We start from the raw sequence: 18,957 nt of genomic DNA, 5'->3' as shown, positions 1-18,957 counted from the left end.
CGAGGCCCGCCGCCACCGGCCGACGGCACTTCGGCCACTGCCACCCCGCGGCCGGCCGGCCCCAACGCCGCGACCGACGCTGCCGCGACCAGCAGCCCGAAGGTTGACGGGAACCGACGGAGGACCTGTCCGCCGATGATGAGATGTCAGGAACGGCGCGAGGCCGAGCCGGCCACTGTCCGCAGGCGGGGCCCCGCCCACGTGGTGGACCTTCAGTGGCGGCGCACTGCGCGACGAGGCCCAGGAAGTAGAGGCTTCCCGCCCCGGCTTCCTGGGCCTGCTGGACGCGACGGCAGCCGAAGCAGGACTGCGCCGTCCCGTTCGTGAGCCGGCCGGAGTCGCCTACGGCCGGCGCCGGCCGAGGATGCAGAACTCGTTGCCTTCGGGATCGGCGAGGACGACCCACGACTGGTCCCCCTGGCCGATGTCGACGCGCTGTGCGCCAAGAGCCACGAGACGGGCCACCTCCGCGTCCTGGTCGTCCGGCACGAAGTCGAGATGCAGCCGGCTCTTGGCCTTCTTGGGCTCGTCGAGCAGGACGAACTCCAGCCCCGGCGCGCGATCCGGCTCCGGACGGATCGCGAACTCCACATCGGAGGTGTGCACCACGACCCACCCAAGGGCCTCGGCCCACCACTGCCCCAGACCCGCCGGATCCGCCGCGTGCACGATCACGTTCTGCCATCTCAAGGTCATGACCCGACCCTAGGTTGCTGACTTGATCATGGCCTGGCCTTTTCGAAGCTCCGCTCCGGGCGAGCGGATCAGCGCAGTCCGGCGAAGAGATCGTTCTCGGGTACGGCCTCGCCGGTGGCGTCCTGGACCCGCAGGAAGGTCTCCACGCCCATCAGCTCGCCGAACCTCTCCTTGCCCATCCTGAGGAAGAAGATGTTCTCGCCCTGACTGGCGTGCGCGGCCAGCGCGTCGAACTTCTGGCCGCTGAACGCGGTGGTGTCCACCCACGTGGTGATCTCGTCGTCGGGGAGGCCGATCTCGGCCATTGCGGCGGCCTCGGCAGGATCCGGCTCCGGCATGTCCGGATGAAACTCGCGCATGATCTCCCCGAACCGCTGCATGCCCGAGCGGGGCATCGTGGTCCAGTACACCTTCGGTGTCAGCGCGGTCATCTCCAGCGCCGCCATCGTGATGCGGTGGGCCTGGATGTGGTCGGGGTGGCCGTAGAAGCCGTTCTCGTCGTAGGTGACGACCACGTCAGGCCGGTAGTGCCGCATGAGTTCCGCGAGTCGGGCCGCGCCTTCCTCCACGGGGGTCTGCCAGAAGGAGCCCGGGGCGTCGTTGCTCGGCCAGCCCATCATCCCGGAGTCGGCATAGTCCAGCATCTCCAGGTCGCTGACCTTCAGGACGTCACAGCTCGCCTTGAGTTCTTGACGGCGCATCAGTGCGACGGCCGCCGGATCGTGCCCGGGATCGCCCGGCTTGACGCCCCCCGGTCCGTCACCGCAACCGCCGTCGGTACATGTCACCAGAACCGTGCGGATGCCTTCCGCCGCGTACCGCGCGAGGACCCCGCCGGTTCCGGTGGCCTCGTCGTCGGGGTGGGCGTGCACTGCCATGAGCGTCAAGGGCCGGTCGGTCATCAAGCAGTCCTCCTGCAGAAATACGTCGTGGTCCGGTCTCCGAGTCCCGCCCGTGCGTCGCCGGTCCTCGGTCGATGCAACGATGCCGGCCGGACCCCCTGTTCCCGGCGCGGCCGCACATCGCGGTACGCGGGGAGAAACTCTCCGTTATCGCTCCAGCGTGCGTGATGGGCTCAGAGCTGGTCTGCTGGACGTAGGGGTGCCCGTACACGCCTACCACGGAGAGATCCAGATGAGTGCCCATCGAGTGGCGCAGGCCGCAGCGGCCGGCGGCCCGTTGGAGATCGTCGAGCGTGAGGTCCCGCAGCCAGGCCCCGGACACGTCAGGATCGCTGTGGAGGCGTGCGGTATCTGCCACAGCGACGCCGCATTCGTGAACGCCCTCCTGCCTGGCGTCCGGTTCCCCCTGGTCCCCGGGCACGAGATCGCCGGGCGTATCGAAGAGGTCGGCGAGGGAACATACAGCGGCTGGCGGGTGGGCGACCGTGTGGCCGTGGGCTGGTTCGGTGGCAGCTGCCGGCACTGCACACCGTGCAGACAAGGCGACTTCATCGTGTGCGAGAACCTGAAGGTACCCGGATGGGCATACGGCGGGGGGTTCGCCGACACGATGATCGCACCTGCCGACGCCCTGGCACGGATCCCCGACGCCCTGGCGGCGACCGATGCGGCGCCCCTGGCCTGTGCCGGGGTGACCATGTACAACGGACTGCGCCGCAGCTCCGCACGGCCTGGCGATCTGGTCGCCGTACTCGGCATCGGAGGCCTTGGCCACCTGGGAACGAAGTATGCGGCCGCGATGGGGTTCGAGACCGTCGCCATCGCCCGCGGACCGGACAAGGCCGACTTCGCCAAGCAGCTCGGCGCCCACCATTACGTCGACAGCACGGCGGACACCACGGTCGCGGACGCGCTGCAGTCACTCGGTGGCGCCCGAGTGGTTCTCGCCACTGCAGCCAACTCCGCCGCTATCACGGCGACTGTGGAAGGGCTCCGCCCCCGCGGCGAGCTCGTGGTCATCGGCGCCGATGCCGAGCCGCTGGGAATCAGCCCGAACCAGCTCATCATGAGCGGCAAAATCATCCGCGGCCACCCGTCCGGCACCGCCCAGGACGTGCAGGACACCATGGCGTTCAGCGCCCTGCACGGGATCCGCCCGATGATCGAGACGGTGCCGCTGGACCAAGCGGACGAGGCGTACAAGAGGATGATGTCCGGCGCCGCCCGCTTCCGGATGGTGCTCACCACCGGCTGACAAAGGCGAAGTCAGGGAGTGCGCAAGGGTTCCTCCGCGTCGGGCCCCTCCCAGAATTCGGGGCCGAGAGTGTCCTTCAGCAGGGCGTACATGCTCTTACGGAACTGGGCGGTCACAAGCCACGGCCGGGTGAAGATTCGGATCCCGCCGACCTCGCCCGCATCGTTGAGCGTGAAGATCTCGACCAGTTGCTGAACGTGACCGCCGTCCACGTATTCGTCGATCACCACCGCGAATCCCGACTGGCCCTCAATGTCGAGAACCGCACGTACCTTGAGGTCACTGAAACTGTGCGCCGCCGCTTCGAGGACGGGCCCGACGACAGCTTTCCCTGTCGGCTCTTCGCGCAGGATCGGGGAGTACAGGGTGACGTCCTGCGCCAGCGGCGGGACGGCTGGATGGTCCACCCAAACCGGTGTCGGCCCTTCCGGGGCATACGGTCCGGATCCCAGGCTCGGGTCTGCGAGAGCGGGGTCTGTCTTCGCGATCACTTCGCGCAGAACGGCCATGAACGGCCACGGCCGACCGTAGACGTCGATCGTGTCGATCAGACCCGCGGTGTCGCGCCGGGCCAGCGCGACGAGCTCTGTCTCTCGTCCACCGGGGCTTGCGCTGTGGACGACCCCCTCCACATCGTCTCCCTCGAGCCGGACAGTAACTTCGGGCGCGGCGAGCGCCTGCTGGTACGTACCGAGGGCTGCCGAAGCGGCGTCACGACCGGCGATGCGGGGCGCAGCCAGGGGAGTCGCGAGAGAGACGTCTTCGGCAAGCGCTGTGGGGGCCCGTCCCGAAAGTGCGGCGTTCAACTGATCCGACATCACACGCCCTCCGCGTAGTCACGATCAAGGCGAGCCCGGGCTTCGGGGAATACTCGGGCGCGAGGGCGTGCCGGCGCGCTCGGCGCCGGCGCCCTGAGGCCACCAAGAACCTTCCGATGTGCCGCGGCCGTACCCAGGCGGTGCCACGGATGTGCGCCGCAGCCGGGTTCGTCGCTCCCTTTCCAGCATGCGCCTGGAGCATGGCGCGGCGCATGCCGAAGGGCATGGCCGCTCCTTTGCCCGGAATCGTGGCCTGGAGGCTCGGGTGATTCGCAGCCGCCACGGACGCCGCGACCTGTGCAGCCGGCGCACTGGCGGCCGGCCGCGCGACGGTTCGCCACTCACAGATGGCCGGGCACGCGCAAGCCGCCCTCCGCGTCACCTGGCTCGGTGTTGCAGCCCGTGCGCGTCGCAGCAACTCAGCTCGGTTCTCCGGGCGCAGGCATAACACGACCGCGGGCGCTGACTGTCAGCGTTGGTCGGCCTTGGACGGCCCAGGGACGGCCCAGCATCGGCACGGCTCACTCAAGTGGCTGTGCCCGCGCCCGTAGCGGTTCGTTGGCAGACCCCGGCTGCTAGGGCAGGCAGCGACCGGTTGCGCCACGTCAGCGCTCGTTCAGGACCAGTTCGCGGCGCCATCTTTCGATCCCTACCGCCCGGCGCTCAGCAACCGGGTGTGCAGGCAGGGGCAGGAGATCACAAGGTCTTGACCTGGCCGCCATCGATGGTGAACTCGGCTCCGGTGATGTTGCCGGCGAGCGGGGAGGTGAGGAAGAGAGCCAGATCGGCGACTTCGTGAGCTTCGGTGACTCGTCCTGTGGAGATGCCCATGCTCTGCGGCACGACCGCATCGATGGCTTCCTGCGCGGTGGTGCCGGCCTGGGCTGCCGTGGCATCGGCGAAGCCGCCCGGCGCGGTCCAGAAGGGAGTGCGAACCGGCCCCGGGGCGATCGCGTTGACCCGGACGCCTCGCGGTGCGAACTCCTCGGACAGCGACTTGGTCAGGCTGCTCAGCCCGGCCTTGGCCGCGGAGTAGTCCACGACCATGGGGAAGGGCAGGCGCGCGTTGATGGAGCTGATGTTGATGATGGAACCCCCGTCCACGGCCAGCAGGTGAGGAAGCGCAGCGCGGCTGGCCCGTACCGCGCTGAACAGGGTCATGTCGAAGATCCGTTGCCACTCGACGTCGTCGATGTCCAGGAAACTCGAACGAGGCGTCGCGGTACCCAAACTGTTGACCAGGACGTCGACCCTGCCGTACTGGTCCACCGCGTGTCGGACGAGTGCGCCCGGTCCGTCTGCGGTGGACAAGTCGACCGGGACTGCGGTGACGCCGTACTTCTCGTGGAGCTCTTTGAGCTCGGGAGTAATGCTCCGGCTGCCGACGGTGACGTGTGCGCCTTCACGGGCGAACGCATCGGCGATGGCGAGGCCGATGCCTTTGCTCGCTCCGGTGACGACGGCGACCTTGTCCTTGAGCTGGAGGTCCATGGCGGTCCTTTTCCGGGTTGGTGACCCCCTGTACCGAGGGTAGGCAGAACCGGCACCGCCGGCTCAGGCAGGCAGTTGGGCCCCGCCTCGTGTCAAGCTGTGGAGATCAGTCACCGGCTCGCGAAGCACGAGGTTGGAAGATCGCGTAACCGTCGGTCGGCTGAGCTGGCAAAGCGGTGACCTGCGAGTTTGCCAGACCGGTCGAGGCCGTGATCAGGCTCGCTACAGCCGTGATCAACGCTGCCGCCAGGTGGCCCCGTGTGGCTGGCTCGCTCACGACATCGGCCGTGGGCAAGCCGCTCGACGCCACGAACGTCCGGCGCGCTTTCCGTCAGGCGCTCAAGGACGCCGAGGGCATCAACGCCGACGAGTGGACCCCCGGCACGGCCGTGACCGAGGAGGTCTACCGGAAGCAGATCCGGCCTGTGATCCAGACCGGCGCCGTGGTCATGGACGGCATCTCCAAGCGCGCTCCAGAACGGTGGTCACGCAGATAGACACGCACATGAAACAAGTCCCCCGCCTACTCACACGAGTAGGCGGGGGACCTGGTGTTTCACTGTCGGGGTGGCGGGATTTGAACCCACGACCTCTTCGTCCCGAACGAAGCGCGCTACCAAGCTGCGCCACACCCCGATTGTCGCTGCTCGTCGCGGCGACGTCGTTTACTTTAGCCCACCGGCGCCCGGACACGAAATCCGGTTTACCAGCGGCGGCGCAGCGGGTCCGGGCGGATGTGGTCCAGGGCGACGAGGAGGACGGCCAGGGCGTAGACGGCGAGTCCCAGGAGGAGCGCGTTGCCCAGGACGCCCTTGTAGCCGTGCTGGTCGACGTCGAGGAAGGGGTAGAGGTAGCGGCCCTCGGTGCCGGGGAGGAGGAGTTCGCCGCGGGCCAGGGAGAAGCCCAGGTAGGCCAGGGGGTAGAGGAGCCATGCGGCGGCCTGGCGCAGGTGCAGGCGGTCGGGGCCGGTGAGCAGGAGCCAGTCCAGGGCCGCGGCGGCCGGCGTGACCGTGCACGTGAGCTGGACGGCGACGGCGTGCCACCCCGTGCCGCCGGCGTCGGCCACGGCGAACGGGCTCCCCGTGTTGGCCAGGAGCAGGTGGTGCACCAGGCCGGCGACGGCGGCGTAGAGCAGCGCCGCGCCCGTCAGGGCGCCGGACAGGGGGCGCCCGGCGGACCAGGCGCGGCGGGCCGAGGCGAGCATGACCAGTGTCAGCAGGATGCTGCTCTGGACCGTGAAGTAGCTCAGGGCCCGGAGGGCCGGCCCGCCGAGGGTCAGCTCGAGCGCCGTGCCGGTCAGTGCCAGCAGCGCGGTGAGCAGGCGGAAGCCGGCGGCCAGCGGGCGTCGGGCCGGGGTCAGGACCGCGCTCGCCGGGACCGGTGAGGGCAGGATCCTGGGCGGGCGCGGGACTGCGGGCAGGTCCGGGATGTCCCTGGGTATCGGAGCTGTCATGGCCTCACGTTAGAGAGGCCGGACATATCGGACCATACGGGTGGGCCGAGTGGGTTACCTCCGCTGCTCGCGCCCCACCAGTGTCAGCAGCGTCGCCTCCGGCGGGCAGGCGAAGCGGACGGGGGTGTAGCGGTTGGTGCCGCAGCCCGCCGACACGTGGAGGTAGGCCGTACGGCCCTGGGCCGTGTGCGTGGACAGGCCCTTCACCCGGTCCGTGTCCAGGTCGCAGTTGGTGACCAGCGCGCCGTAGAAGGGGATGCACAGCTGGCCGCCGTGGGTGTGGCCGGCGAGGATCAGGGGGTAGTCGTCCGCCGTGAAGGAGTCGAGGACGCGCAGGTAGGGCGCGTGGACCACGCCCATCGAGAAGTCCGCCGCGCCCGACGGGCCGCCCGCCACCTCCGCGTACCGGTCCCGCTTGATGTGCGGGTCGTCGAGGCCGGTCAGCTCGACCGACACCCCCTCGACCTTCAGCGTGCCGCGCGTGTTCGTCAGGTTCTGCCAGCCCGCTGCGTCGAAACCGTCCCGCAGGTCCTCCCACGGGTTGTGGACGGCGCCGACGGCGGGCGCGTTGCCGTTGAGGCCGTGGCGGCCCTGGGCCTTCTCCAGCAGGTACCGGGCGGGGTTGCGGAGCTTGGGGCCGTAGTAGTCGTTGGAGCCGAAGACGTACGCGCCCGGGAACTCCATCAGGGGGCCCAGCGCGTCCAGCGTCTCCGGGACGCCCTCCGGGTCGGACAGGTTGTCGCCGGTGTTGATCACGAAGTCGGGGCGCAGCCCGGCCAGCGAGCGCAGCCAGCGCTGCTTCTTGCGCTGGCCGCCGACCATGTGGATGTCGGAGACCTGGAGCACGCGCAGCGGGCGCATCCCGGAGGGCAGGACGGGGATCGTCACCCGTCGGAGGCGGAAGGACCGGGCCTCGAAGCCCGCCGCGTAGACCAGACCGGCGGCGCCAACCGCCGTGATTCCCAGGGGTACTCCGTATCGCGCGCGCATACCTCCATCGTGTCAGAAGCGGTGGCCGGAGCCGACCGCACGGGGACTCGTCGCGGGGCCTCGTAAATCAGCGGGCGTCCTTCCCGCCGCACCTGCGACAATCGCACCCATGACCACGCTCAAGTCGAAGCTGCACGACGACCTCAACGCCGCGATCAAGGAGCGTGACGAGCTCCGCTCCTCGACGCTCCGGCTGACGCTCGCCGCGATCACCAAGGAGGAGGTCGCGGGGAAGGAGAAGCGGGAGCTCTCCGACGACGAGGTGCAGAAGGTGATCACCCGCGAGGCGAAGAAGCGCCGCGAGGCCGCCGACGCCTTCGCCCAGGGCGGCCGCCCCGAGCAGGCCGAGCGGGAGAAGGCGGAGGGCGAGGTGCTCGCCGCGTACCTGCCCAAGCAGCTGTCCGACGACGAGCTGAACGCGATCGTCGCCCAGGCCGTCGAGGAGGCCAGGGCGGCCGGTGCCGAGGGGCCGCGGGCCATGGGCGCCGTCATGAAGATCGTGAATCCGAAGGTGGCCGGGCAGGCCGAGGGCGGCCGGGTCGCCGCCGCGGTCAAGAAGCTGCTGGCCGGCTGAGCCGAGTCCACTCGTACCGACGGCCCCCTTCCCGGTGAGGAAGGGGGCCGTCGGTACGAGCGGGGTGCGGGGTCTCAGTCGCGTCGGCCGCCGGGGCCGTTCCCGCCGTTGCCTTGGCCCTGGAAGAGGCCGCCCCAGGCGCCTCCCGGGAAGCCACCGCCGCCGCCGTTGCCGTTGCCCTTGTCGGTCCGGCCGCCGCCGTCACCCTTGCCCTTGTCCTTGTCCTTGCCCTTGTCGGCGTCGGGGATGTCGACGAGGGTGAAGTCGGGAGCGGGCTTGCCCTCCAGCGCGCCGGACATCATGTCCCGCCAGATCGGGCCGGGGACCGCGCCGCCGAAGACCTTGTCGTACGGGACGCCGCCGATGGTGATGTCGACCATCTTCCGCTCGTGCTTCGGGTCACCGACCCACACGGCGCCGGCGAGGTTGGGCGTGTAGCCCACGAACCAGGCCGCGAACCGCTCGTCGGTCGTACCGGTCTTGCCCGCGCTCGCACGGCTGCCGAGGCCGGCCTGCGTACCCGTACCGTCCTCGACGACGCCCTTGAGGAGCGTGTTGACGGTGTCGGCCGTGGTCTCGGACATGGCCCGCGAGCACGTGGACTTCGGCACCTCCAGCGACTTGCTCTTGTTCCCGATCCGCTGGCTGATCGACTCGATGGCGACCGGCGTGCAGTACATCCCGCGCGAGGCGAAGGTCGCGTACGCGCTCGCCATGGTCAGCGGGGACACCTCGGTGACGCCGAGCGCGATGGACGGGGTCTGCTCGAGCTTCTTGCCGTTGGCGCGCGCGACGCCCATCTTCTCGGCCATCTGCGTGACCGGGCAGATGCCGATGTCGCTGATCATCTGTACGTAGTAGGTGTTGACCGACTTGGCGGTCGCTTCCTTCATGTCGTACGGGCCGACCTCGGTCTCGTTCTCGTTGGTCAGCTCGACGTTCTTGTCGCCCCACGTCTTGCCGTCGCAGGCCGCGACCGGGGTCGGGTAGTCCATCTTGTACGGCGAGGAGTACGTCTTCGTCGCCGGCATGCCGCCCTCGAGGGCCGCCGCGGCCACGATCGGCTTGAACGTCGAGCCCGGCTGGAAGCCCGCGCCGCCGCCCATGGCCTGGTTCACCGACAGGTTGAGCGTCGTCTCGTGCTGCTTGACGTCGACGCCGTACGGACGGGACTGACCCATCGCGACGATCTTGCCGGTGCCGGGCTGGACGATGGTCGCGGCGGTCGCCACGTCGTCGCCCGAGTTGACGTGGTCCTTGATCGACTGTCGTACCGACTTCTGGGCCTGCGGGTCGAGGGTCGTGCGGATGGTCAGACCGCCCTGGTTCCAGACCTTGGCCCGGTCCTCCTTGGTCTTGCCGAAGACCGGGTCGCTCAGGAAGACGGAGCGCACGTAGTCGCAGAAGAAGCTCGCGCCCTTCACGGCCGTGATGCAGCCGTTCTTGGGACGGCTGACCTTCAGCTCCAGCGGCGCCTTCTGCGCCTTCTCCGCTTCCGCCCGCGAGATGTCGCCGACCTCGGCCATGCGCGCCAGCACCACGTTGCGCCGCTTGACGGCCTCGGCCTCGTCGTTGACCGGGTCGTAGCGGGTGGGCGACTGGACGATGCCGGCCAGGAGGGCGGACTCCTGGAGGTTGAGGTCCTTGGCGCTCTTGGAGAAGTACCGCTTGGCGGCCGCCTCGACGCCGTAGGCCTGCTGGCCGAAGAAGGTGATGTTGAGGTAGTTCTCGAGGATCCTCTTCTTGCCCAGCTCCTCCTCGACCTGGATCGCGAACTTCAGCTCGCGGATCTTGCGGCCGATGGTCTGCTGGGTGGCCTGGGCGACCTTCGTCGGGTCGTCACCGGCCTCCTCGACGAAGACGTTCTTGACGTACTGCTGCGTGAGCGTGGACGCGCCCTCGGAGACCCCGCCGCTGCGGGCGTTCTTGTTGAGCGCGCGCAGCACGCCCTTCAGGTCGACCGCGCCGTGCTGGTAGAAGCGCGAGTCCTCGATGGCGACGATCGCCTTCTGCATGTACGGCGAGATGTCCTTCAGGCCGACTACCGTGCGGTCGCGCGAGTAGACGGAGGCGATGGTGCCGCCCTCGGAGTCGAGGATGGTGGTGCGCTGGCTCAGCGGGGGAGTCTTCAGGTTGGCCGGGAGTTCGTCGAAACTCTCCACCGAACCCTTGGCCGCCAGCCCCAGCGCGCCCACGGCCGGCAGCGCGATGCCGGCCAGGACGGCTCCCGCGAGCACACTGACACCGAGGAACTTGGCGGCCTGCTGCGTTGGCGACAGACCACCGCCCGAGCGCTTCTTTGGCATGGAGGCAGCCTACGTTCTCATTCGCCGGACACGCGTATATGCCTTGGCCTAAGCTGCACTCAACTGTCACAGCAGTGAGGCCACGTATCAATACGTCCGGCGACCCCGAATCGTTCCGGACCCGCTCGACTTTCTTCCGAGAGGCCCCGCTGGGGGCGCGTTGGTGTGTACGAGCGCGTGCCACGGCGTGGGGGATGCGTGTCCGTATCCACCTTGTGTGTCACTTGGTGTCCGTTGTGGCGCAACAGAGATGACTCGAATGCCGGGATCATCACGCATGTCGCCAGCTCACTCCCCCGGGTGATCTGCCGCTTACGCATAGTCCGTTCGGGCCATTCAAGATTGGGCCCGAAGGGGGTGTTGCGCTGTGCCCACCTTCCGTAACGTCCTCAACTGGCGGCGGTGAATATGCCGCTGCCGCCGTGGGGGAGCCTCGATTCGGGAGAGGACGGCGCCGGTATGGGCTGGGTAACCGACTGGAGTGCGCAGGCCGCCTGCCGCACTACCGATCCGGACGAACTGTTCGTTCAGGGAGCAGCGCAGAACAGGGCCAAGGCGGTGTGCACCGGATGCCCGGTGCGGACCGAGTGCCTGGCCGACGCGCTCGACAACCGCGTCGAGTTCGGCGTGTGGGGAGGCATGACGGAGCGGGAGCGCCGCGCACTGCTGCGCCGGCGACCCACCGTGACCTCCTGGCGCCGACTGCTGGAGACGGCGCGGACGGAGTACGAGCGAGGGGCGGGCATCGTGCCCCTCGACGACGACGAGGTCTACGAGAACTACGCGGCCGTGGGCTGAGGCGGCCGGGGGCGCTCCTCGGAAGCGGACGCCCCGGTCGGGTCGGAGGACGGATCAGCCGGGGTCGGCGGTCAGGCCGGCGGTCGGATCAGGCTCCGGGCTCGGGCAGCTCGGGCCGGCCCGTCGCGAGCCGGACCCCGATGTCCCTTAGCCCCGCGAGGTCGTGCACGTCACCGGGCAGCGCGGCCACTTCGGTGACCGCCACCTCGGGGTGACGGGCCGTGAAGCGGTCACGCGTGCGCTGCTCGCGGGCCAGCAGGTGCATGCGCTCCGCGTGCAGCCTCAGCAGGCCCGCGGTGAGCTGGTCGACGGACCGCTCCGGCGTGTCCGGAGCCTCGGGGGAGGGATCGGCGTGGGCGTCGGTCTCGCTTCCGGCGTGGGCCCTGGCGTGGGTCCCGGCAGCGGCTTCCGTGTCGGGCGCATCTGAACTGCCATACATGTCGGGAGAGTTACGAACTCCAGCTTTCCCGTCGTCCTGATCCACAATGCCGGGATCCTCAAGATTTTCCGCCGCGGCGACCGCCCGCTCGGCCGACAGCCCGTCGGCCCCGCTGCCGTGGACACGGTTGAGCACCAGACCGGCGAGCGGCATGTCCTCGGCCGCCAGCCGCTCCACGAAGTACGCGGCCTCGCGCAGTGCGTCCCGCTCCGGGGCCGCGACCACCAGGAACGCCGTCCCCGGTGCCTGGAGCAGCTTGTACGTGGCGTCCGCGCGGGTACGGAACCCGCCGAACATGGAGTCCATCGCGGCCACGAACGTCTGGACGTCCTTCAGGAACTGCCCGCCGAGCACCTTCCCGAGGACACCGGTCATCATCGACATGCCGACGTTCAGGAACTTCATGCCGGCCCGGCCGCCGACCTTCGCGGGGGCCAGCAGGAGGCGGATCAGCTTGCCGTCCAGGAAGGACCCGAGGCGCTTGGGGGCGTCCAGGAAGTCCAGCGCCGAGCGGGACGGCGGCGTGTCGACGACGATGAGGTCCCATTCGTCCCGCGCCCGCAGCTGCCCCAGCTTCTCCATCGCCATGTACTCCTGCGTGCCCGCGAAGCCCGCCGAGAGCGACTGGTAGAAGGGGTTGCGCAGGATCGCGGCCGCCCGCTCGGGGTCCGCGTGCGCCTCGACGATCTCGTCGAAGGTGCGCTTCATGTCGAGCATCATGGCGTGCAGCTCACCGCCCGCCGAGTCGTCGACGCCCTTCACCCGGCGCGGGGTGTTGTCGAGCGAGTCGATGCCCATGGACTGGGCGAGCCGCCGGGCCGGGTCGATGGTGAGGACGACCACCTTGCGGCCCCGCTCGGCCGCGCGCAGGCCGAGGGCCGCCGCGGTGGTCGTCTTGCCGACGCCGCCCGAGCCGCAGCACACCACGATGCGTGTCTTCGGGTCCTCCAGCAGCGGATCGACGTCCAGCACACGCGCGGCGGAGAGACGGCGGCCGCTCTCCTTGCGCCGGTCCGGTTCCGGACTCATGCGATCCCCTGCTTCCGCAGCTCGGTGGCCAGTTCGTACAGGCCCGCCAGGTCCATTCCCTCGGCGAGCAGCGGCAGTTCGTGCAGCGGCAGGTCCAGCGCGCCCAGGACCGCCCGCTGCTCCTGCTCCAGCGCGTACCGCTCCGCGTACTCGTCGGCCTGCGCCAGCAGCGGGTCCACCAGCCGCTCGGCGTGCCCGCCCCGCCGCGCCCCGCCGAGCCCGGCCCCGGACAGGGACCGCGCGAGTGCCGCGCGCGGCGTGCTCCGTACGAGTTCCAGATCGGTCGCGTCCAGCAGCGCGGGCCGGACCATGTTGACGATGACCCGTCCCACCGGCAGCCGGGCCGCGCGCAGCTCGGCGATGCCGTCCGCGGTCTCCTGGACCGGCATCTCCTCGAGGAGCGTCACCAGGTGCACGGCCGTCTCCCGCGACTTCAGCACCCGCATCACGGCCTGCGCCTGATTGTGTATCGGGCCGACCTTGGCGAGCCCGGCGACCTCGTCGTTCACGTTGAGGAAGCGCGTGATGCGGCCGGTGGGCGGCGCGTCCATGACGACGTAGTCGTACGCGAACCGGCCGCTCTTGTCCTTGCGCCGCACCGCCTCGCAGGCCTTGCCGGTCAGCAGGACGTCTCTGACCCCGGGCGCGACGGTGGTCGCGAAGTCGATCGCGCCGAGCTTCTTCAGGGCCCGTCCGGCGCTGCCCAGTTTGTAGAACATCTGGAGGTAGTCCAGAAGGGCCAGTTCGGGGTCGATGGCCAGGGCGTACACCTCCCCGCCCCCGGGAGCGACGGCGATCTTCCGCTCCTCATAAGGCAGCGCTTCTGTTTCGAAGAGCTGCGCGATGCCCTGGCGACCCTCGACCTCGACGAGAAGCGCGCGCTTCCCCTCGGTGGCCAGGGCCAGCGCGAGGGCCGCGGCCACCGTGGTCTTGCCGGTTCCGCCCTTGCCGCTGACGACCTGGAGCCTGCTCACGTATTCGAGCGTAACCAGTCCGCCCGCGGAGTACTCCGGTGGCTGTGGAGAACGTGGCCGCGGTCGGCCGTCTGCCGGGCCCCGGGCAGCGGCTAGAGTCGGCCGCATGACCAAGTGGGAATACGCAACCGTGCCGCTGCTCGTCCATGCCACGAAGCAGATTCTGGACACCTGGGGCGAGGACGGCTGGGAGCTCGTCCAGGTCGTGCCCGGGCCGAACAACCCCGAGCAGCTCGTGGCCTACCTGAAGCGGGAGAAGCAGGCATGAGCGCCGTCGAGGAGAAGCTGGCCGAGCTCGGCCTGACGCTGCCCGAGGTCGTCCCGCCGCTGGCCGCCTACCAGCCGGCCGTGCAGTCCGGCCGGTACGTCTACACCTCCGGCCAGCTGCCGATGGTGGACGGCAAGCTTCCGGTCAGCGGCAAGGTGGGCGGCGAGGTCACGCCGGAGGAGGCCAAGGACCTGGCCCGCACGTGCGCGCTGAACGCCCTGGCCGCGGTGAAGTCCGTCGCCGGTGACCTCGACCGCGTCGCGCGCGTGGTCAAGGTCGTCGGTTTCGTCGCCTCCGCGACCGACTTCACCGGCCAGCCGGGCGTGGTCAACGGCGCCAGCGAACTGCTCGGCGCGGTCCTGGGCGACAAGGGCGTGCACGCCCGCAGCGCGGTCGGCGTGGCGGTACTGCCGCTGGACGCGCCGGTGGAGGTCGAGATCCAGGTGGAGCTCACCGAGGCGTGATCCGCCCTGCAGCCCGCCCGCCTCGTTGCTGGGGCCGGCCCGTCGCCGGGCCGGCGTGGGTGACGGCCCCCCTGCTGCCGACCCTCGTCAGGCCGGTCGGTGGACCGGCCCTGGCACCGCGTAGCCAGGATGCCTAGGGCACCGTGATGCGGGCCCTCGCACAGCGCCCCCTTGCCTTGGCGGCCCTGTGTCACCGACGGGGCCGGGCCCCGCACCCGCCTTGGAGGCCCGGGTCACCGGGCCGGGCCGGGCCTGTGTCGCGCCCCGGGCCCGCCTCGGTGGCCTCGCTCACCGGCTTGGTCCCGGCCCCGCCTCGCGCCCCCGCACCCGCCTCGGTGGCCTCGCCCACCGGCTTGGTCCCGGCCCCGCCTCGCGCCCCCGCACCCGCCTCGGTGGGCCTGTGCCATCCGTGCGTGCCCGGCTCCCAGTGCGTACCCCCCCCCGCTTTCCCCCTCGGCGGCTGGGGCCACTGGCTCCGGCAGGAGCCCCGAGGAGGCCGACCGGCCGGCACCTCCCAGGCTGACGCCCGTCCGGTCCCGGGGGCCACTCGAACATCCGCCCGTCACCGGATAGCCTCCGGCCATGGCGAATGGTCAGTGGTACCCCCCGGAGTGGCCGGACCGCATCCGCGCGCTGGCGGACGGCACCCTCACCCCGGTCACCCCGAGACGCGCGGCCACCGTCATGCTCCTCAAGGACACCGGCACCGGCACCGCCGTCCACATGCTGCGCCGCCGCGCCTCGATGGCCTTCGCCGGGGGCGCGTACGCGTACCCGGGCGGCGGCGTCGACCCGCGCGACGACGACCGTGACATCGGCTGGGCGGGCCCCACGCGCGCGTGGTGGGCGGCCCGGCTCGGCGTCGACGAGGCGGGCGCCCAGGCGATCGTCTGCGCGGCCGTGCGGGAGACGTACGAGGAGGCGGGCGTCCTGCTCGCCGGCCCCACCCCCGACTCGGTGGTCGGCGACACCACGGGCGCGGACTGGGAGGCCGACCGCGCGGCCCTGGTCGCCCGGGACCTGTCGTTCGCGGAGTTCCTGGACCGCAGGGGCCTCGTCCTGCGCTCCGACCTGCTGGGTGCCTGGGCCCGCTGGATCACCCCGGAGTTCGAGTCCCGGCGCTACGACACGTGGTTCTTCGTGGCCGTCCTCCCCGAGGGCCAGCGCACGCGCAACGCCTCCACGGAGGCCGACCGGACCGTGTGGATCACCCCGGCCGACGCGGCGGAGGGGTACGACAAGGGCGAGCTGCTGATGATGCCGCCGACCGTCGCGACCCTGCGCGCGCTCGCGGGGTGCGGTACGGCGGCCGAGGCGCTCGCGTCGGCGCCGGACCGTGACATGACGCCCGTACTGGCCCGGGCACGGCTGGTCGAGGGCGAGATCGAGCTCTCCTGGCCGGGGCACGACGAGTTCACCAAGCACGTCCCGACCATCACGCCGACGCCGGCCACACCTTCCGACCCGACCGGGGGAGCCCCCGCATGACGGACGCAGCAGCACTGCCCGGCCAGCCGCGCGGCGGGGCCCTCTCGGGGCCCGCCACCGCGCGCGCCGTGAACGTCCTCGCGCCCAACGCCTCCGCGATGACACTGGACGGCACGAACACCTGGATCCTCGCCGAGCCCGACTCCGACCTGGCCGTCGTGGTCGACCCGGGCCCGCTGGACGACACCCACCTGCGGAACGTCGTCGACACCGCCGAGCGGGCGGGCAAGCGCGTCGCCCTCACCCTGCTGACGCACGGTCACCCGGACCACGCGGAGGGCGCCGCGCGCTTCGCCGAGCTGACGCGCACGAACGTACGGGCACTGGACCCGGCGCTGCGCCTGGGCGACGAGGGGCTGGCCGCGGGCGACGTGGTCACGGTCGGCGGCCTGGAGCTGAGGGTCGTACCGACCCCCGGGCACACCGCGGACTCCCTGTGCTTCCATCTCCCGGCCGACCGGGCGGTCCTGACGGGTGACACCGTCCTGGGCCGCGGCACGACGGTGGTGGCCCACCCCGACGGCCGTCTCGGCGACTACCTGGACTCCCTGCGCAGGCTCAGGTCGCTCACGGCCGACGACGGCGTGCACACGGTGCTGCCCGGCCACGGACCGGTCCTGGACGACGCCCAGGGCGCCGTCGAGTTCTACCTCGCCCACCGCGCCCACCGCCTCGCCCAGGTCGAGACGGCGGTGGAGGACGGCTACCGGACGCCGGGCGAGGTCGTCGCCCACGTGTACGCGGACGTCGACCGCTCACTGTGGCCGGCGGCGGAGCTGTCGGTGCGGGCGCAGCTGGAGTACCTGGGCGAGCACGGGCTCATCCAGCTGCCCGACTGAGGTCCGTCAGCGGGAGCGCTTGGCGAGCCGCTCCACGTCCAGCAGGATCACCGCGCGGGCCTCCAGCCGGAGCCAGCCGCGCTGGGCGAAGTCCGCCAGGGCCTTGTTGACCGTCTCGCGGGACGCGCCGACCAGCTGGGCCAGCTCCTCCTGCGTCAGGTCGTGCACGACGTGGATGCCCTCCTCGGACTGCACGCCGAAGCGGCGGGAGAGGTCCAGCAGGGCCCGGGCGACGCGGCCGGGGACGTCCGAGAAGACCAGGTCCGACATGGCGTCGTTGGTCTTGCGCAGCCGGCGCGCGACGGCGCGCAGCAGCGCGGTGGCGACCTCCGGGCGGACGTTCAGCCAGGGCTGGAGGTCGCCGTGGCCGAGGGCGAGCAGCTTGACCTCGGTCAGCGCGGTGGCGGTCGCCGTGCGCGGGCCCGGGTCGAAGAGCGACAGCTCGCCGATGAGCTCGCTCGGCCCGACGACGGCCAGCATGTTCTCGCGGCCGTCGGGGGACGTGCGGTGGAGCTTGACCTTGCCCTCCGTGACCACGTAGAGGCGGTCTCCGGGGTCGCCTTCGTGGAACAGCGAGTCGCCGCGGGCGAGGGTCACCTCACTCATGGAGGCGCGGAGCTCCGCGGATTGCTCGTCGTCGAGCGCCGCGAAGAGCGGGTTGCGCCGCAGAACGTCGTCCACGAGTTCTCTCCTTGTCGACCGGCTCAGAGGATCTTGTTCCCCCGGTGTACCAGGGGTCCGTGGTGCCCATTTTGCCGGACAGTCCAAACAGTGTGATCTGTCACAAGGATGCCGCACACATGTCCTGGGGTACGCGGCAGGGGTCCAATTGGACGCCGATCTTCAGGGGCCGGGGCGGATGTCGGTGCCGGGTCGTAGGCTGGCCGGGTGTCCAAATCGCCGGTGAGAGCACAGGCCTAGGGGGCTGCGCGGGTGGTTGTACGTGGCGATTCCGCTGTGGGCGAACAGGGTCCCGATGGCGGTAGGAAAACGGCGAAAACGGCAAAGAAGGCGGCGCCTGCCAAGCGAGTGACCGCGGAGAAGGGTGCCTTGAAGAAGAACGTCGAGAAGACGCCGGCCGCGCCCGAGGAGCAGGCGCCCGCGAAGAAGACGGCATCTGCGAAGAAGGCTGCGTCGGCCAAGAAGGCGGCCCCCGCCAAGAAGGCTGCGTCGGCCAAGAAGCAGGCGGCCGCCGAGAAGTCGGCCGCCAAGAAGCAGGCGCCGCCCGCCAAGAAGCAGGCAGCCGCCAAGAAGCAGGCGCCGCTCAAGAGGCAGGCGCCCGCCAAGAAGCCCGCCGTCGTCCCGGCGAAGGCCGCCGCCGCGGTCAAGGGCGTGGCCCCGGCGAAGACCATCGCCCCGCACTCCCCGCGCGACGAGTCGCGCACCGCCCTGGTCCGCCGCGCCCGCCGCATCGACCGCGAGCTCGCCGAGGTGTATCCGTACGCCCACCCGGAACTGGACTTCGAGAACCCCTTCCAGCTCCTGGTGGCCACGGTGCTCTCCGCCCAGACCACCGACCTGCGCGTCAACCAGACGACGCCCGCCCTCTTCGCCAGGTACCCCACCCCCGAGGACCTGGCCGCCGCCAACCCCGAGGAGGTCGAGGAGATCCTGCGCCCGACCGGCTTCTTCCGGGCCAAGACCAAGTCGGTCATAGGGCTGTCCAAGGCCCTCGCGGAGGACTTCGGCGGCGAGGTTCCCGGACGCCTGGAGGACCTCGTCAAGCTGCCCGGTGTCGGCCGCAAGACCGCCTTCGTCGTGCTGGGCAACGCCTTCGGCCGTCCCGGCATCACCGTGGACACGCACTTCCAGCGCCTGGTGCGCCGCTGGCAGTGGACCGAGGAGACCGACCCGGACAAGATCGAGGCCGCCGTCGGCGCGCTGTTCCCCAGGAGCGACTGGACGGACCTGTCCCACCACGTGATCTGGCACGGCCGCCGCATCTGCCACGCCCGCAAGCCCGCCTGCGGGGCCTGCCCCATCGCCCCTCTCTGCCCGGCGTACGGCGAGGGCGAGACGGACCCCGAGAAGGCGAAGAAGCTGCTGAAGTACGAGAAGGGCGGCCTCCCCGGCCAGCGGCTCAAGCCCCCGCAGGCCTACCTGGACGCGGGCGGCACCCCGGCGCCGCCACTGGGGGCCGGATGACGGAACGATCTCGGAGGCGTCGGGCGTT

The 18,957-nt window shown here is 70.7% G+C and carries 18 protein-coding genes, 1 tRNA gene and 1 pseudogene; 9 read left to right on the top strand and 11 right to left on the bottom strand.

Going from position 1 to position 18,957, the window contains the following annotated elements; all coding sequences use genetic code 11:
- Positions 1 to 342: 342 nt before the first annotated feature.
- Positions 343 to 696: a VOC family protein gene (locus ACIRG6_RS17075; protein WP_239765162.1), complete on the bottom strand. Its 354-nt coding sequence runs from the start codon at positions 694 to 696 to the stop codon at positions 343 to 345.
- A 68-nt stretch (positions 697 to 764) separates the two neighbouring features.
- Positions 765 to 1,598 carry a PIG-L family deacetylase gene (locus tag ACIRG6_RS17070; RefSeq protein ID WP_350721579.1) on the bottom strand — a complete coding sequence of 278 codons (834 nt, stop codon included), beginning with the start codon at positions 1,596 to 1,598 and terminating at the stop codon, positions 765 to 767.
- 232 nt (positions 1,599 to 1,830) lie between these two features.
- On the opposite strand from ACIRG6_RS17070, the gene ACIRG6_RS17065 reads away from it, so the two are divergent.
- Positions 1,831 to 2,853, top strand: coding sequence for an alcohol dehydrogenase (locus tag ACIRG6_RS17065; RefSeq protein WP_403323656.1), 1,023 nt, complete (start codon positions 1,831 to 1,833; stop codon positions 2,851 to 2,853).
- An 11-nt stretch (positions 2,854 to 2,864) separates the two neighbouring features.
- Here the strand turns inward: ACIRG6_RS17065 and ACIRG6_RS17060 are convergent, their stop codons facing one another.
- Positions 2,865 to 3,671 (bottom strand): hypothetical protein, encoded by an 807-nt coding sequence (locus ACIRG6_RS17060; RefSeq protein ID WP_365023547.1) that lies wholly within the window; start codon positions 3,669 to 3,671, stop codon positions 2,865 to 2,867.
- A 696-nt stretch (positions 3,672 to 4,367) separates the two neighbouring features.
- A complete protein-coding gene (locus tag ACIRG6_RS17055) occupies positions 4,368 to 5,162 on the bottom strand; it encodes an SDR family NAD(P)-dependent oxidoreductase (RefSeq protein WP_403323314.1) in 795 nt (264 codons plus the stop codon).
- 82 nt (positions 5,163 to 5,244) lie between these two features.
- Between ACIRG6_RS17055 and ACIRG6_RS37755 the strand changes: the two are divergent.
- Positions 5,245 to 5,659 (top strand): annotated as a pseudogene (locus tag ACIRG6_RS37755) (site-specific integrase); the annotation flags it as partial.
- A gap of 65 nt (positions 5,660 to 5,724) precedes the next feature.
- On the opposite strand, the gene ACIRG6_RS17045 reads toward ACIRG6_RS37755, so the two are convergent.
- The 3 genes from ACIRG6_RS17045 to ACIRG6_RS17035 all read right to left on the bottom strand — a co-directional run bounded on the left by ACIRG6_RS17045 (position 5,725) and on the right by ACIRG6_RS17035 (position 7,605).
- A tRNA-Pro gene (locus ACIRG6_RS17045) sits at positions 5,725 to 5,798 on the bottom strand.
- A gap of 67 nt (positions 5,799 to 5,865) precedes the next feature.
- Positions 5,866 to 6,615, bottom strand: a complete 750-nt coding sequence (locus ACIRG6_RS17040) for a Pr6Pr family membrane protein (protein WP_364680052.1) — start codon at positions 6,613 to 6,615, stop codon at positions 5,866 to 5,868.
- A gap of 54 nt (positions 6,616 to 6,669) precedes the next feature.
- The gene (locus ACIRG6_RS17035) at positions 6,670 to 7,605 is read right to left on the bottom strand and encodes a metallophosphoesterase (protein WP_239765165.1); all 936 of its coding nucleotides are present in this window, start codon (positions 7,603 to 7,605) and stop codon (positions 6,670 to 6,672) included.
- A 109-nt stretch (positions 7,606 to 7,714) separates the two neighbouring features.
- On the opposite strand from ACIRG6_RS17035, the gene ACIRG6_RS17030 reads away from it, so the two are divergent.
- Positions 7,715 to 8,179 (top strand): GatB/YqeY domain-containing protein, encoded by a 465-nt coding sequence (locus ACIRG6_RS17030; protein WP_024885779.1) that lies wholly within the window; start codon positions 7,715 to 7,717, stop codon positions 8,177 to 8,179.
- Positions 8,180 to 8,253: 74 nt separating this feature from the next.
- Here the strand turns inward: ACIRG6_RS17030 and ACIRG6_RS17025 are convergent, their stop codons facing one another.
- The gene (locus ACIRG6_RS17025) at positions 8,254 to 10,485 is read right to left on the bottom strand and encodes a transglycosylase domain-containing protein (protein WP_403323308.1); all 2,232 of its coding nucleotides are present in this window, start codon (positions 10,483 to 10,485) and stop codon (positions 8,254 to 8,256) included.
- A gap of 459 nt (positions 10,486 to 10,944) precedes the next feature.
- Here ACIRG6_RS17025 and wblA point away from each other — a divergent pair, with 459 nt between their 5' ends.
- Positions 10,945 to 11,283 (top strand): transcriptional regulator WblA, encoded by a 339-nt coding sequence (wblA, locus tag ACIRG6_RS17020; RefSeq protein WP_188185285.1) that lies wholly within the window; start codon positions 10,945 to 10,947, stop codon positions 11,281 to 11,283.
- Positions 11,284 to 11,371: 88 nt separating this feature from the next.
- Here the strand turns inward: wblA and ACIRG6_RS17015 are convergent, their stop codons facing one another.
- The gene (locus ACIRG6_RS17015; protein ID WP_364820830.1) at positions 11,372 to 12,751 is read right to left on the bottom strand and encodes an ArsA family ATPase; all 1,380 of its coding nucleotides are present in this window, start codon (positions 12,749 to 12,751) and stop codon (positions 11,372 to 11,374) included.
- Positions 12,748 to 13,725: an ArsA family ATPase gene (locus ACIRG6_RS17010; protein WP_239765168.1), complete on the bottom strand. Its 978-nt coding sequence runs from the start codon at positions 13,723 to 13,725 to the stop codon at positions 12,748 to 12,750. Before ACIRG6_RS17010 ends, ACIRG6_RS17015 begins: the two co-directional genes overlap by 4 nt.
- Before the next feature lie 106 nt (positions 13,726 to 13,831).
- Between ACIRG6_RS17010 and ACIRG6_RS17005 the strand changes: the two genes are divergently transcribed.
- The 4 genes from ACIRG6_RS17005 to ACIRG6_RS16990 all read left to right on the top strand — a co-directional run bounded on the left by ACIRG6_RS17005 (position 13,832) and on the right by ACIRG6_RS16990 (position 16,784).
- Positions 13,832 to 13,993, top strand: a complete 162-nt coding sequence (locus ACIRG6_RS17005) for a DUF4177 domain-containing protein (RefSeq protein ID WP_003975360.1) — start codon at positions 13,832 to 13,834, stop codon at positions 13,991 to 13,993.
- On the top strand, positions 13,990 to 14,457 hold the full coding sequence (locus tag ACIRG6_RS17000) for a RidA family protein (RefSeq protein WP_350725774.1): 468 nt from the start codon (positions 13,990 to 13,992) through the stop codon (positions 14,455 to 14,457). The genes ACIRG6_RS17005 and ACIRG6_RS17000 overlap by 4 nt, the downstream gene beginning before the upstream one ends.
- 582 nt (positions 14,458 to 15,039) lie before the next feature.
- Positions 15,040 to 15,945, top strand: a complete 906-nt coding sequence (locus tag ACIRG6_RS16995) for an NUDIX hydrolase (RefSeq protein ID WP_403323304.1) — start codon at positions 15,040 to 15,042, stop codon at positions 15,943 to 15,945.
- Entirely contained in the window at positions 15,942 to 16,784 is an 843-nt protein-coding gene (locus ACIRG6_RS16990) for an MBL fold metallo-hydrolase (protein WP_351132598.1), read from the top strand. The genes ACIRG6_RS16995 and ACIRG6_RS16990 overlap by 4 nt, the downstream gene beginning before the upstream one ends.
- Positions 16,785 to 16,790: 6 nt before the next feature.
- Here ACIRG6_RS16990 and ACIRG6_RS16985 read toward each other — a convergent pair whose 3' ends face one another.
- Entirely contained in the window at positions 16,791 to 17,465 is a 675-nt protein-coding gene (locus ACIRG6_RS16985; protein WP_019329813.1) for a Crp/Fnr family transcriptional regulator, read from the bottom strand.
- A gap of 369 nt (positions 17,466 to 17,834) precedes the next feature.
- On the opposite strand from ACIRG6_RS16985, the gene nth reads away from it, so the two are divergent.
- On the top strand, positions 17,835 to 18,929 hold the full coding sequence (gene nth, locus ACIRG6_RS16980; RefSeq protein ID WP_403323300.1) for an endonuclease III: 1,095 nt from the start codon (positions 17,835 to 17,837) through the stop codon (positions 18,927 to 18,929).
- The last annotated feature ends 28 nt before the right edge of the window (positions 18,930 to 18,957 follow it).

Origin of the sequence: Streptomyces flaveolus (assembly GCF_044765825.1) — a bacterium.
Lineage (GTDB): Bacteria > Actinomycetota > Actinomycetes > Streptomycetales > Streptomycetaceae > Streptomyces > Streptomyces flaveolus.
The sequence above is the reverse complement of the archived record's forward strand: the minus strand, read 5'-3'. Positions and strand labels throughout refer to the sequence as shown.